Here is a 13,452-nt window from a genome sequence, read left to right as displayed (position 1 = left end):
ATGTCAAACGGGAACTTAGAAGTGATGTTCTATTGGTGCGCCGCACCAATAACGACCATTTGCTCGCTTATTCGCTGGCCTTGGAGAGGGCGCGGCGGTCGCGCTTGGTGGGACGGCCCTTGATGGTGGTGCCGGGCTCGCGGTAGAGCTTGCGCGCCTCATGGTCGTGCTCGCGTTTGGCCACGCTTTCATGGGTTTCATCATAGAGAAGACGGGCGATTGGCGCCGCGCCGCGCACGTCGGAAATGCCCAGCACGCGCACTTCCCACAGTTCCGCGCCATTGTCGATTAATAGCTTGTCGTCAATCTTTACCGCGCGGGCCGGCTTGATGCGCTCGCCTTCCAGGCGCACCCGGCCAGTGTCGACGGCGTCGGTCGCCAGCGAACGGGTTTTAAAAAAGCGCGCGGCCCAGAGCCACTTGTCGATGCGTACGTTATCCATCGTTGTCCATCGTTGTCCATGTCGGTCAAGCGTAACCGATTGCGAAGATCCGCATCGCCATTCTATAGAAAAAATACGCCGTCCCGTAGCCGGTGCGGCGCCACCAGCCCACGTGTTCGAATTCTTCCGCGCAGATCGGCACGCCCTCGGCCAGGCCTTTTTGAATCCGCTCGCGCATCACCGTGGCAAAGCCGACGTCCTTGACGACGATGTTCGCTTCCTGGTTCAAAAACAGCGACAGGCCGTCGCAGTTGCTTGAACCTACGGTCGACCAGTCCTCGTCGATCACCGCCACCTTGGCGTGCAGCTGGGTCTTGCGGTACTCGTAGACTTTGACGCCGGCGGCAAGCAGCTTGGGGTAGAACGAGCGCGCCACCATGTCTTGCAGCGTGATCTCGCCCACGCCGATCAGGAGCTTGACCTCGACCCCGCGCTGGCCGGCCACTGCCAGCGCCTTGCGAAATTTGTGCCCCGGCGCGAAATACGGATTGACCAGCAAAATGCTTTTCTTGGCGCGGCCGATGGCTTGCAGGTAAGCGCGCTGGATCGTGTGGCGGTTGCGCAGGCTGTCGCGCACGATAAAGGCGGCCAGCATCGGCTTGTCGCCGTCGGGCAGCTGCTGCTGGCGCATTTCGCGAAACAGGCCGATGCGCTTGATCAGGCCCAGGCGCCCTACCCGGGCCCACTGGGCCTGCATTTCATGGTGGATGGTGGCGACCAGCGGGCCGCGAATTTGTGCGGCAAAATCCCAGCGCGGGGCCGGCAGGCGCTTGGTCGCGTCATAGTCGCAATACCAGTCATCGTTGATGTTGATCCCGCCGACATAGGCCACTTCGCGGTCGACGACGGTGATCTTGCGGTGGGTGCGGGCCACGCCGCGCTTGAACCAGGCGTTAAAGGCGCGGTAGCGCACCCCTGCGGCGGCAAAGGCGATGCCCAGGCGCGTGCACTGTTTGCCGCCGGTCCCGAACCAGTCGGTGACGACGCGCACGCGCACGCCGCGCCGGCTGGCCGCAATCAGTGCCTGCTCGACGGCGCGGCCGGTGGCGTCATCGGCAAAAATGTAGGTTTCAAAATAGATTTCATACTGGGCGCCTTCGATGGCGGCCAGCATGGCCGGAAACAGTGCGAGACCGGTTTCCAGCAGCGTGATGTCGTTGTGGGCAACAAGATTAACCGAACGCATAGTGCTTCAGGGTTGCTTGCAGTTTCTCACGCCAGTTTGAGATTGGCGACGATCGGGGCGTGGTCCGACAGCTTGGCCCATAAAGTACCATGCAACACCTGTGCGGTATCGACCTTGAAGCCGCGCACATAAATGCGGTCGAGGCGGAACCATGGCAGTGCGGCCGGGAACGTGCGCGCTGGATGAATGATCTTTTCGCGCCCTGACAGGTTGCGCACCAGGTCGCCGATTTTCGAGGTTTTGCCCAGCTCGTCGAACACTTCCACCACGCCGAGCGCATCGCGCAGCTTGCCGCTGAGCGTGTTGCGCCAGTCATTGAAGTCGCCGGCGATGATCACCGGTTCGCCGTTCGCAGCCGACGCGTTGACGCAATCGATCAGCGCCTGGGTCTGGCGTCCGCGGCCGGACTCGAACAGCCCAAGGTGGACCACGAAGCAGTGGATCGGACTCGATGCGGTATTGATCACGCAGTGCAAGATGCCGCGCTGCTCGTACGCGTGGTCGGAAACGTCGTGGTTGTGCGAGTTTTCGATCGGATACGAGCTAAGCAGGGCGTTGCCGTGGTGGCCATGGTCGTAGACGGCGTTCATGCCATAGGCCGCGTGGCCATGCAGGTCGTCGGCCAGGTACTCGTGCTGGGACGCGTCGGGCCAATGGCGGTGGCCGCGGCTTTCCTCGCCAAACTTGCCGGACAAGCGATCGTGCCGCCCTTGCACTTCTTGCAGGAACACGACGTCGGCGCCGAATTCGCCGATGGCCTTTTTGAGGGCAAGTACGCGGGGTGTGCTCCGGATGGAGGACACGCCTTTATGGATGTTGTAGGTGGCGACACGAATCTTCATAGGAACATTCTAACCCCATCAGCCAGAGTTCTTCAGAAGAAACTCTATCGTGCGCAACTTGTCTCCTTAGCCAGATTGCACCTGCCGTCCCAGCACCCGCGCCAGGACCTGCTGTTCGAGTGCAGCAAAGGCGGCCGAACCGCGCCGCGCCCCGCGCGGCAGTTCCACCCGCAAGTCCAGGCCAATGCGGCCATCCTCGATCAGCAGCACGCGGTCGGCCAGCGCCAGCGCCTCCGTCACGTCGTGCGTGACCAGCACGGCGGTAAAACCCTGCTCAATCCACAGCGCTTCGATCAGCTGCTGCATGTCGATCCGGGTCAGCGCATCGAGCGCGCCAAGCGGCTCGTCGAGCAGCAGCAGGCGCGGCGCGTGCACCAGCGCACGCGCCAGGGCCACGCGCTGGCGCTGTCCACCCGAGAGCACGGCCGGCCATTCGCGCGCGCGCTCGCGCAGGCCGACCGTGGCCAGCGCTTCGGACACGCGCGCGGTCGCACCGGTCAAGCCCAGCGCGACGTTATCGATCACACTTTTCCAGGGCAGCAGGCGCGCTTCCTGGAACATGATGCGCACTTCCGGCTTGCTCCCGCCGTCGCCGATCGACACGGTACCGGCGTCGAGCTGTTCGAGTCCGGCGATGGCGCGCAGCAGCGTGCTCTTGCCGCAGCCGCTGCGCCCGATGACGGCGACAAATTCGCCGGGCGCGAGGCGCAGGTCGATATTGTCCAGCACGGTGCGCGCGGCATACGCCTTGCTGGCGCCGGCCAGCACCAGGCTCACGCCATGTTCGGCCGGCGCGGCGGCGCGCACGGTGTCTTTTTCGATACGGGTATTATGCATGGGGTCCCTTGGTTAGCGGTAAGCCGGATTCCAGCGCAGGAAATAACGTTCCAGTGCGCGCGAGAACAGGTCGGCGCCCTTGCCCAGCAGCGCGTACAGCAAGATGCCGACCAGGACGATGTCGGTCTGCAGGAATTCGCGCGCATTCATTGTCATGTAGCCGATCCCCGACTGGGCCGAAATGGTCTCGGCCACGATCAGCAGCACCCACACCAGCCCCAGCGAAAAGCGCACCCCCACCAGGATCGACGGCAGCGCGGCCGGCAAAATCACGTCGCGGTACAGCGGCCAGCCCGCCACGCCATAGCTGCGCGCCATTTCAATGAGGCCCTGGTCGGCCGAGCGAATGCCGTGGAAGGTATTCAGGTAAACCGGGAAGAACACGCCAATGGCCAGCAAGAACAGCTTGGCCGTCTCGTCAATGCCGAACCACAGGATGACCAGCGGGATCAGGGCCAGCGCCGGGATGTTGCGGATCATTTGCAAGGTGGTGTCGAGCAGCGTCTCGGCGCGCTTGACGCTGCCGTTCAACAGGCCGAGCAGCAGACCCAGACCGCCGCCGATGGCAAAGCCGCTCGCCGCGCGCCACAGGCTCGTGCGCAAGTGCACCCACAGTTCGCCGGACGCGGCGAGCGTCCAGAACGCCTTGGCCACGGCCCACGGTTCGGGCAAGATGCGGCTCGACAGCCAGCCCCCTTGCGCCGCCACCTGCCAGGCCACGACCAGCGTCAGCGGCACCGCCCACGGCGCCAGCAGCGACGCGCGCGCCGGTTCTGGTACGCGGGGCGCCATCTCAGGCCGCCTTCTGCGGCTTGATATCGCTGGCCATCATTTCGCCAAACGGGCCGCTGATCGATTGCTCGCCATGTGCCTTGCCCTTGCCCAGCAGCGGGAACACCAGCTCGGCGAAGCGGTACGATTCTTCCAGGTGCGGGTAGCCCGACAGGATGAAGGTGTCGATGCCAAGATCGGCGTATTCCTGCATGCGCGCGGCCACCGTTTCAGCGTCGCCCACCAGCGCGGTGCCGGCACCGCCGCGCACCAGGCCCACGCCCGCCCACAGGTTGGGCGAGACTTCGAGCCGGTCGCGCCGCCCGCCATGCAGGGCCGCCATGCGGCGCTGGCCGACCGAATCCATCTTGGCGAACGCGGCCTGCGCCTTGGCGATGACGTCGTCGTCCAGGTGGCTGATCAATTCGTCGGCCGCGCGCCAGGCCGCCTCGTTGGTTTCGCGCACGATCACGTGCAATCGGATGCCGAAGCGCAGCGTGCGTCCCCGTTTGGCGGCGCGGGCGCGAATGTCGGCAATTTTTTCGGCCACGGCGGCCGGCGGCTCGCCCCAGGTCAGGTAGACGTCCATTTGCTCGGCCGCCAGTTCGTGCGCCGGTTCCGACGAGCCGCCGAAGTACAGCGGCGGATACGGCTTTTGCACTGGCGGGTACAAGGTCTTGGCGCCTTTGACCTGGATGTGCTTGCCCTCGAAATCATAGCCGGCAGCGCCACCCTCGCCCGCCATCGTGGCGCGCCACACGCGCAGGAATTCGTCCGAAATTTCGTAGCGCTTGCTGTGATCGGCAAACACGCCGTCCGCCTCCAGCTCGCCTTGGTCGCCGCCGGTGACGACGTTGATCAAGAGGCGCCCGTTGGAGAGGCGGTCGAAGGTGGAGGCCATCCGCACCGACAGGCCGGGGCTCGACAAACCCGGCCGGATCGCGACCAGGAACTTGAGCTTTTGGGTGACCGCGATCAGCGACGATGCAACCACCCAGGCATCTTCGCACGAGCGCCCGGTGGGCAGCAGCACGCCGTCGTAGCCGAGCGTGTCGGCGGCTACTGCCACCTGCTTGAGATAGTCGGCATCGACCGGGCGCGCGCCCTGCGTGGTGCCAAGATAGCGGCTGTCGCCGTGGGTCGGTATGAACCAGAATACATTGAGTGACATGGAAGACTCCTGTGCTTACAGCTTGAACGGCAGCTGCGCGTCTTTGACGACGATGGTTTTCGGGATCAGCTTGAGGCGCGCAAAGACGTCGGCGATCTTCTGCTGTTCGACGACCACTTCGGCGCTGACCGGCTTGACGCCATAGGAATAGCGGCTGGCCGCCAGCTCGACCACGGCCGGCTCGAGACCGGTCTGTTTGGACAGGATCGCGCTGACCTCCTTTGGATTTTTGCGGCCCCAGTCGTCGACCTTGGCCACTTCGTCGAGCACGATGCGCAGCGTTTCCTGGTTGGCCTGCGCGTAAGGGCGCGCGGCGAGGTAGAACTGGTGATTGGCGACCAGGCCCTTGCCGTCGGCCAGTACGCGCGCGCCGAGCTGCTTTTCGGCGGCCGCCAGGAACGGATCCCAGATCGCCCAGGCATCGACCGCACCGCGCTCGAACGAAGCACGGGCATCGGCCGGGGGCAGGAAAATGGTCTGCACATCGTGGTAGTCGATGCCGGCCTTTTCCAGCGCCTTGACCAGCAAGTAGTGTACGTTCGAGCCTTTGTTGAGGGCGATTTTCTTGCCTTTCAAGTCGGCGAGGCTGCGAATCGCCGAGTCCTTGGGCACCACGATCGCTTCGGTCGCAGGCGACGGCGGCTCGTTGCCGACGTAGACCAGATTGGCGCCGGCCGCCTGCGCGAAGATCGGCGGCGCCTCGCCCACCGTGCCAAAGTCGATGCTGCCTACGTTCAAGCCTTCCAGCAGCACCGGGCCTGCCGGAAACTCGGTCCACTTGACCGTGATACCCTTTTGCGCCAGCCGCGCTTCAAGTGTGGCGCGGCCTTTGAGCAGCGTCAGCGTGCCGTATTTCTGGTAACCGATCCGCACTTCCTTGCTGGCCTGGGCCTGGGCGCCGGCAGGCAGGCCGGCGCCGACGGCAGCGGCAAACAACAGTCCCAGGGTCAGGCGGCGGGCGGTGCGCTGGCCGGTATGGTGGGTATGGCGGGTATGGTGAGTCATGTGCAAGTCTCTTTCGTAGTGTCGGGCTGCGAGAGCCGGGATAGGGTGTGGAGGTCGGCCGACAGCTGGGCCACGCCACGTGCCAGGCGCGCAGCAATCGGCGCGTCGGGCGCCAGGCCGCCTTCAACGCTCCACGGCAGCTGGGCCGACGTGGCGTAAATGCCCGGCAAGATGGCGCGTGGCGAGAGCGACGCCAGTACCGGGCGCAGCGCGTAGTCGAGCACCAGCATGTGTGACTGGCTGCCGCCGGTGGCCAGCGGCAGCACCAGCTTGCCGTCCAGCCCATCTTGCGGCAGCAGGTCAAGGAAAGCTTTCAGGATGCCGGTGTAGGACGCCTTGTAGACCGGGGTGGCGATGACGATGGCGCGCGCTTCGCGCACCAGCGCCAGCGCTGCGGCAATGGCCGCGTCCTGCGTGTCGCCATGCAGCAGGGCCTGTGCCGGCAAGTCGCGCACTTGCAGCCGGGCGCAGCGATGGCCCTGCGCCACCAGCCGGTCGCCGATGTAGTGCAGCAGCCTGCCACCGCTCGATGAAGCCGAGGGACTTCCGCCCAATAGTAATACGCTCATGGTGTGTCCGTTCCGGGTAGGTTGTCAGTCAGTGGATGGCTACAGCGTACGGCGCAGGCCTGAAAATACGAACGAATGCTTTCACGCTTGAATATGCGGTTTCCGTTCGAGCGTTTTGCGCATATCGAAGGCCGCAAATCTTCGTTCCGGCAGGCTGGCGCCGGTGCAATACTGGCCGCATCGCTTACCTCAGGGTCTTGCATCATGCATGCCATCGCGCTCCCCGATCCCGTCGCCGTCGCCAGTGCGCTCGCCACGCAACTTGCCCGCGCCGCCGAACGTGAATTGATCCGCGAAAGCGGTCTGCTCACGCTGTCGATTCCGGTCCGCTTCGGCGGCCAGGGCGCCGCGTGGCCGACCGTGTATCAGGTGATCCGCATCCTGGCGGTGGCCGACCGCGCACTGGCCCACCTTTTTGGCTTACACCACCTGCAACTGGCCGGTATCCGGCAATCCGGCAGCGCGGCGCAGCAGGAACGCCTGCTGACGGCGACGGTGGCGCGGCGCCTGTTCTGGGGCGATGCCTGCGATCCGCCCGAACAGCGCACGAACGGACGCCGGCGCAGGTACAGGTACGGGACAGGGCGGCGCCTGTGCGGGCAATCCGGCGGCAAAGTGCTAAAGTCTGGCATCTTTACAATCGAAAGCTCCCACCATGAAAGCTCTTTTGATGTTGCCGGCGACCATCGCCTTGCTGCTGGCGCAACCGGCCTTTGCCGCCGCGCCTGCCTGTCCATCGGACAAGTTCGAGCCCTTCTTCAAAGCCTACGCCGAAAGCGCGGCCGTGCAAAAGGCGTTCACCGAGTACCCGCTGGCCCACGTGCTGCTCGACCACTCGGCGGAAAAGCCGCGCGCAATCAAGGTTGCCTTGCCCCAGGCGAAACTGAGCTTCCCCCTGCTGCCGTCGGCCGCCAAGCGCAAGGCCGACCATCTAGCGTTTCGGGTCGATGCCATCACCGCCGACAAGGCCCAGGCCACCATCTTCAACACGGAACGCGGCTACCAGAAAGCCTACTTTTTCCGCAAGTCCGCTTGCTGGAAGCTGGAGCTGATCGAGGACCGCTCGCTCTGATTCATGGCGCCTGCAAGTAGTCGAACCTGAGTTCGATGGCCCGGTAGGTGCCGTCCATTTCCATATCGTGCAATGCTGCGTTCATACGCGCGGCCACAGGCTACGGCAGCGCGCGATTGCAAGCCAGGTACAGCTTGGCCTGATGGAACGTCAGCAGCGGCACCACCTTCCCCGTCAACCCCAGCCTGGCTGGCATCGGACCCGATGAACGGGTGCTATTGGCCCACAAGTCGATCCGGTCGAGCATCAGCTTCTTGGGATTGGACTCGTCGTTCTGGACAAATTCAACGTTCATGCCATGGTCCGCCAGCCACTGGCCGCGCGAGTCGCCGTTGTACGAACTGATCCGCAGGCCGCGCGCCTGCTCCACGCTTTGCATGATGGCATAGCGATCGGCGCATCCATACAGCACCCAGTCGGCCTACGAAATCGGGCCAATCCATTTGAACAGCGGCTCCCGCTCCGGCGTCCGGCTGGTCATGAACACGCAGGTGTTCTGCGCCGTCGCGGCCAGCGTGTAGGCGCGCTTCCAGGGCATGGTCGCCATGCTGTAGTCGATGCCGGTGCGGCGCATGATCTCATGGATTTTTTCGGCGGCGTGGCCGGTGACGCGCGCGCCCTGCGTCATCACGGCCGGATAGGTCGTCTCCGCCGTCAGCGTCAGTTTGAGCGCGAGCGCCGGCTGCATCAGCGTGGCCGCCAGCAGCCCGGCGCACAGGCTAGCGCTGTACACCGGTGCCGGCATAATGGTATTTTTTCTCGATGACTGCCGACACGCCTTCGCTGTTCATCGCGCGCAGGGCAGTGTTCATTTTTCTCACCAGCGCGTCGGGCAAGCCCGGATTGCAGGCCAGGTAAAGCTCGGTGCGGCGGAAGGTCAGCACCGGCACAATCTGCCCGCCCCAGCCATTTTCCGCCACGATGGCGCTGCCAACGCGCATGCTCGAGGCCCACAGGTCGATGCGGTTGACCAGTAGCTTGCGCGGGTTGGCCAGCTTGTCCTGCACGGTGTGGACGATGAAGCCCTGGGCGATCAGCGCCTCGCTGCGCACGTCGCCGTTGTAGGCGCCGATGCGGTAAGCGCGCGCGTCTTCGATGGAGGCGATGCGGTAGCGGCGATCGGCCCGGCCAAACAGCGTCCAGTCGTTTGCGTGCGTGGGGCCGATCCACTTGAACAGCGCTTCGCGCTCCGGCACGCGGGTGGTGGAGTAGACGCAGGTGTTGGTCTTGGTTTGCGCCAGCAGGTAGGCGCGCTTCCAGGGCAGCATCTCGATCTCGTAATCGATGCCGACACGTTCCATGATGCGCCGGACTTTTTCGGTCGCAAAGCCGATCACCATGGACTGGCCCATCATCGCCGACGGCGGCGAACTCTCGGTGGTGATGTGCAGGCGCGGGCGGGCCGCGGCACCGGCCGCGCACAGGCAGGCCAGCGACAGGATGGCTAGCCGGCGCGTTGTTCTCTTCATCGGCGCAAGGATAGCGCAAGAGGGCAACGCGGGCCAGAGGAATTACATGCGTTGCGGCAACTGGAGGATGGCTTCCGCGTTGGACGATGAAAAACAGCGGTCGGCGGCGGCCATGTAGGGCAGCCACGCGTATTGCAAGTGTTCGCGCGGGCTGAGAATGATGGGCGTGTCGCGCGGGACGCACACGCCGAAAACGTGTTCGGTGTTGTGAGTGACGCCGGGGGCATAGCGGTGCCGCCAGACGGGGTAGATTTCGTAGATGTTGGACAAATGCCAGTCATGCAGGGCGATGATCTCCCCGTCGGCGACGATGCCGGTTTCCTCGAACAGTTCGCGCCTGGCGGTGGCAAGCAGCGGTTCGTCGGGGGCGTCAAGCGAGCCGGTGACCGATTGCCAGAAGCCTGGTTTGTCGGCGCGCTCGATGAGCAGCACTTCCAGTGCGGGCGTGTGGATGACGACCAGGACGGATTCGGGAATTTTGTGCAACGTAGCTCCATGCAAAATGGACGAACCGCAAGAATACTACGACTGCAGCGATGATGCTGGACCAAGGCTTGAAAGGCCTCTCGGTCGTTGTCAGGCCTATGGCGCCATTGCTGAAGAAATTTTTCCGCTCTGTCGTGCCGGCGCCCCGGTTCCAGGCCACATCAATGATTTCTTTTGAAGAATATTTCAAGTGTGCAATACTGACGCGAGTTCAACAACGCCTACTGCCGGTACACGCTGTGCCGGGTCACCGGCGCACCGGATCCATTCAACCAAGCATCAAACCGACCGCGTCTCACACCCGTAGATTGCCGCGTCATCACTGGAGCTGCCCCATGTTTCAATCGAGTTTTTCTACGCGCACCCCACCCGCTCTTCGGCGCAGCGTTTCCATAGCATGCCGCTTTATTACCGTGGCCGCGTTGGCCACACTGGCGGGGTGCGCCGCGATCAAGGCGATCGACAACGCCATCGACCCGCTGGCCACGCCCTTGGGCGACCCTGCCCGGCCCGTCATGGAGCAAGGTCAGGGGGCGGTAGCGAGCAGTTTCGAGTACGTGATGCCGATTCAGGAGTTTGCGCAAATGGGACGGCTCATCGCCACCATTCACCTTGAAGCCGTCAACGGCAGCAAAAAAATCACTTATCTCAGCACGGGCCGCGATGTGCCCAACCTGCAGACCAAACTTGCGCACGAGCCGAATGTCGTCCCACCAGTCCTGTTCATTCACTCAGTGCCGCCGGGGAAATATCGCATTAAAGAGATAGCGATCGGCGCCGACTATCGGAACTTACAAACCTTTCAGATCTACGATAGTCCCGACATTACAGTTGTGGCCGGCCAGTTGAACTACCTCGGAAATTTCTACGTCAAGTACATGACCAGATTTACCAGCAAAGGGGAACTCGTGCTGCGCCACGCCTCGTTGTCTGGTCCGCACAACAAATTCGAGCGGGACATCGCCGAACTCAAGACGGCTGAAAAGAGGCTGGACACTGTCGTGATAACGAACCCACTAGTGCGCTAAGCCCACGCGAACGCAAACGCCAACGGGGTCAGTTACCCCATTGCGACACGGCCTCATCTGTAACGTAGTTTCCACTAGCGTTACAGATGAGGCAGTGTCGCAATGGGGGAACTGACCCCGTTTGAGATGCGTTTAAATGTTGCTTAGACGACTTTTGGCTCGGCGTTGCGCAGGCGGATATGCAGTTCGCGCAATTGCTTCTCGTCGACTTCGGACGGTGCATTGGTCAGCAGGCATTGCGCGCGCTGGGTTTTCGGGAAGGCGATCACGTCGCGGATCGAGTCCGAACCGGTCATCATCGTGACAATCCGGTCCAGGCCGAAGGCCAGGCCACCATGCGGCGGCGCGCCGTATTGCAGCGCGTCGAGCAGGAAGCCAAACTTGAGCTGCGCTTCTTCAGCATCGATCTTGAGAGCGCGGAACACTTTGCTCTGCACTTCTTCGCGGTGGATACGGATCGAACCGCCGCCCAGCTCCCAGCCGTTCAAGACCATGTCGTAAGCCTTGGCGATGCAGGCGCCCGGATTGGTCTCGAGCATGTCTTCGTGGCCGTCTTTCGGCGCCGTGAAGGGGTGGTGCGTCGCGGTCCAGCGGTCGCTCTCTTCGTCGTAGTCGAACATCGGGAAATCCACCACCCACAATGGCTTCCAGACGTCGTCGAACAGGCCGGCCTTTTTGCCGAAGTCAGAATGGCCGATTTTAACGCGCAGCGCGCCGATGGCGTCGTTGACGACCTTGGCCTTGTCGGCGCCGAAGAAAATCAGGTCGCCGTCTTCGGCGCCCGTCAGCTCGATCATTTTGGCCAGCGCGGCGTCGTCAAGGTTCTTGACGATCGGCGACTGCAAGCCGTCACGGCCCTTGGCTTTCTCGTTGACCTTGATGTAAGCGAGGCCCTTGGCGCCATAGATGCGCACGAACTGGTCATAGGCATCGATCTCGGAACGCGGCATGCTCGCGCCTTGCGGTACGCGCATGCCGACCACGCGGCCGCCAACCATGTTGGCCGCGCCGGCAAATACCTTGAACTCGACCGACTTCATCACTTCGGTCAGGTCGGTAAAGGCGAGTTTGACGCGCATGTCCGGCTTGTCCGAGCCATACAGGCCCATCGCAGTGGCAAAGTCCATCACCGGGAACGGGTTTGGCAGGTCGATGTTCAGCGTATTCTTGAAGACGATGCGGATCATGTCTTCGAACAGGTCGCGGATTTCCTGCTCGGTCAGGAACGACGTTTCGCAGTCGATCTGGGTAAATTCCGGCTGGCGGTCGGCGCGCAAGTCTTCGTCACGGAAGCACTTGGTGATCTGGTAGTAGCGGTCGAAGTTGGCGACCATCAGCAGCTGCTTGAACAGCTGCGGCGACTGCGGCAAGGCAAAAAAGCTGCCCGCGTTGACACGCGACGGCACCAGGTAGTCGCGCGCGCCTTCCGGGGTCGACTTGGTGAGCATCGGCGTTTCGATGTCGATGAAACCCAGGTTGTCGAGGTACTTGCGCACTTCCATCGTCACCTTGTAGCGCAGGCGCAGGTTGTTCTGCATTTGCGGACGACGCAAATCGAGCACGCGGTGCGTCAGGCGGGTGGTCTCGGACAGGTTGTCGTCGTCCATCTGGAACGGCACCGGCACCGACGCGTTGAGCACTTCCACGGCGCTGGCGACGACTTCGATCTTGCCTGACTTGAGGTTGACATTGACGGTGTTGCCGATCCGCTCGGTCACCACGCCGGTGATGCGCAGGCAGTACTCGTTGCGTACCGTGGAGGCGACCTTGAACATGTCGGCGTTGCCGGGATTGCAAACCACCTGCACCAGGCCTTCGCGGTCGCGCAGGTCGATGAAAATGACGCCACCATGGTCGCGCACGCGATGAACCCAGCCGCACAGGCTGACGGTTTGGCCGAGCGATTCTTCAGTGACAAGGCCGCAGTAGTTTGTACGCATCGAGGACATATTATTTTCAGTCTAGGTTAATTATTTGGTTGGCAAATGCTCGGGAGCGACGACGCCCATCGAGACGATATACTTCAATGCGGCGTCGACCGTCATGTCGAGTTCGACCACGCGGCTGCGTTCCATCATCAGGAAAAATCCGGAGGTGGGGTTGGGTGTGGTGGGCACGTACACGCTCACGTAGTCGCCGCTCAGGTAGTTCTTGACGTCGCCGCCGGGCACGCCGGTCAGAAAGCCGATTGTATAGCTGTGCTCGTGCGGATACGGCAGCAGCACAGCCTTGCGAAACGCATTGCCGGACGACGAAAACAAGGTGTCGGACACTTGCTTGACGCTGCCGTAGAGCGAACTGACCACGGGAATGCGATGCAGCAGGCGTTCCCACAGCCGCACCAGGTAGTTGCCGATCAGGTTATTGCACAGCAAACCGGTAACGAACACAATGGCCACCGTCAGGATCGCGCCCAGGCCGTGGATGTTGTAGCTGCCGATATGCGGCTTTTGCCAGGCGGCAGGCAGCAACAGCAGCGACTGGTCCATAATCGCAATGACCGAGCTGAGCACCCACACGGTGATGCCGAACGGAACCAGGATCAGCAAGCCGGTGATGAAATATTTACGCATT

The 13,452-nt window shown here is 62.9% G+C and carries 16 protein-coding genes and 1 pseudogene; 3 read left to right on the top strand and 14 right to left on the bottom strand.

Annotated elements, in window-relative coordinates; all coding sequences use genetic code 11:
- Positions 1–67 precede the first annotated feature (67 nt).
- From ACP7BV_RS08970 to ssuE, 8 genes are all read right to left on the bottom strand, one after another.
- Positions 68–442 (bottom strand): RNA-binding S4 domain-containing protein, encoded by a 375-nt coding sequence (locus tag ACP7BV_RS08970; RefSeq protein ID WP_426103466.1) that lies wholly within the window; start codon positions 440–442, stop codon positions 68–70.
- Positions 443–467: 25 nt separating this feature from the next.
- The gene (locus ACP7BV_RS08965; protein ID WP_426103465.1) at positions 468–1,628 is read right to left on the bottom strand and encodes a phospholipase D-like domain-containing protein; all 1,161 of its coding nucleotides are present in this window, start codon (positions 1,626–1,628) and stop codon (positions 468–470) included.
- A gap of 26 nt (positions 1,629–1,654) precedes the next feature.
- A complete protein-coding gene (locus ACP7BV_RS08960) occupies positions 1,655–2,470 on the bottom strand; it encodes an endonuclease/exonuclease/phosphatase family protein (protein WP_426103464.1) in 816 nt (271 codons plus the stop codon).
- 66 nt (positions 2,471–2,536) lie between these two features.
- Positions 2,537–3,307: an ATP-binding cassette domain-containing protein gene (locus tag ACP7BV_RS08955; protein ID WP_426103463.1), complete on the bottom strand. Its 771-nt coding sequence runs from the start codon at positions 3,305–3,307 to the stop codon at positions 2,537–2,539.
- Between the two features lie 12 nt (positions 3,308–3,319).
- Positions 3,320–4,099: an aliphatic sulfonate ABC transporter permease SsuC gene (ssuC, locus tag ACP7BV_RS08950; RefSeq protein ID WP_426103462.1), complete on the bottom strand. Its 780-nt coding sequence runs from the start codon at positions 4,097–4,099 to the stop codon at positions 3,320–3,322.
- 1 nt (position 4,100) lies between these two features.
- The gene (gene ssuD / locus ACP7BV_RS08945) at positions 4,101–5,249 is read right to left on the bottom strand and encodes an FMNH2-dependent alkanesulfonate monooxygenase (protein ID WP_426103461.1); all 1,149 of its coding nucleotides are present in this window, start codon (positions 5,247–5,249) and stop codon (positions 4,101–4,103) included.
- Between the two features lie 15 nt (positions 5,250–5,264).
- Complete coding sequence (locus ACP7BV_RS08940) at positions 5,265–6,254, bottom strand: sulfonate ABC transporter substrate-binding protein (RefSeq protein WP_426103460.1); 990 nt, start codon at positions 6,252–6,254, stop codon at positions 5,265–5,267.
- Positions 6,251–6,823 carry an NADPH-dependent FMN reductase gene (gene ssuE / locus ACP7BV_RS08935; protein ID WP_426103459.1) on the bottom strand — a complete coding sequence of 191 codons (573 nt, stop codon included), beginning with the start codon at positions 6,821–6,823 and terminating at the stop codon, positions 6,251–6,253. Before ssuE ends, ACP7BV_RS08940 begins: the two co-directional genes overlap by 4 nt.
- A 75-nt stretch (positions 6,824–6,898) precedes the next feature.
- Here ssuE and ACP7BV_RS08930 point away from each other — a divergent pair.
- Positions 6,899–7,309: pseudogene (locus tag ACP7BV_RS08930) on the top strand (acyl-CoA dehydrogenase family protein); the annotation flags it as partial.
- Positions 7,310–7,478: 169 nt separating this feature from the next.
- Positions 7,479–7,895, top strand: a complete 417-nt coding sequence (locus ACP7BV_RS08925) for a hypothetical protein (RefSeq protein ID WP_426103602.1) — start codon at positions 7,479–7,481, stop codon at positions 7,893–7,895.
- Between the two features lie 100 nt (positions 7,896–7,995).
- On the opposite strand, the gene ACP7BV_RS08920 is transcribed toward ACP7BV_RS08925, so the two are convergent.
- From ACP7BV_RS08920 to nudB, 4 genes are read right to left on the bottom strand one after another with little or no spacing between them, the layout of a single operon-like run.
- Positions 7,996–8,274 carry a hypothetical protein gene (locus ACP7BV_RS08920; RefSeq protein ID WP_426103458.1) on the bottom strand — a complete coding sequence of 93 codons (279 nt, stop codon included), beginning with the start codon at positions 8,272–8,274 and terminating at the stop codon, positions 7,996–7,998.
- 42 nt (positions 8,275–8,316) lie between these two features.
- Entirely contained in the window at positions 8,317–8,640 is a 324-nt protein-coding gene (locus ACP7BV_RS08915) for a hypothetical protein (RefSeq protein ID WP_426103457.1), read from the bottom strand.
- On the bottom strand, positions 8,615–9,364 hold the full coding sequence (locus ACP7BV_RS08910) for a substrate-binding periplasmic protein (protein WP_426103456.1): 750 nt from the start codon (positions 9,362–9,364) through the stop codon (positions 8,615–8,617). The genes ACP7BV_RS08915 and ACP7BV_RS08910 overlap by 26 nt, the downstream gene beginning before the upstream one ends.
- A 42-nt stretch (positions 9,365–9,406) precedes the next feature.
- On the bottom strand, positions 9,407–9,850 hold the full coding sequence (nudB, locus tag ACP7BV_RS08905) for a dihydroneopterin triphosphate diphosphatase (RefSeq protein ID WP_426103455.1): 444 nt from the start codon (positions 9,848–9,850) through the stop codon (positions 9,407–9,409).
- Positions 9,851–10,185: 335 nt separating this feature from the next.
- Between nudB and ACP7BV_RS08900 the strand changes: the two genes are divergently transcribed.
- Entirely contained in the window at positions 10,186–10,878 is a 693-nt protein-coding gene (locus ACP7BV_RS08900; protein WP_426103454.1) for a hypothetical protein, read from the top strand.
- Between the two features lie 143 nt (positions 10,879–11,021).
- Here ACP7BV_RS08900 and aspS read toward each other — a convergent pair whose 3' ends face one another.
- Positions 11,022–12,818, bottom strand: a complete 1,797-nt coding sequence (gene aspS / locus ACP7BV_RS08895) for an aspartate--tRNA ligase (protein ID WP_426103597.1) — start codon at positions 12,816–12,818, stop codon at positions 11,022–11,024.
- Between the two features lie 30 nt (positions 12,819–12,848).
- Positions 12,849–13,451, bottom strand: a complete 603-nt coding sequence (locus ACP7BV_RS08890) for a DUF502 domain-containing protein (RefSeq protein ID WP_426103453.1) — start codon at positions 13,449–13,451, stop codon at positions 12,849–12,851.
- Position 13,452 lies beyond the last annotated feature (1 nt).

This window comes from Massilia sp. TSP1-1-2 (genome assembly GCF_049896185.1).
GTDB lineage: Bacteria > Pseudomonadota > Gammaproteobacteria > Burkholderiales > Burkholderiaceae_D > Telluria_A.
The sequence above is the reverse complement of the archived record's forward strand: the minus strand, read 5'-3'. Positions and strand labels throughout refer to the sequence as shown.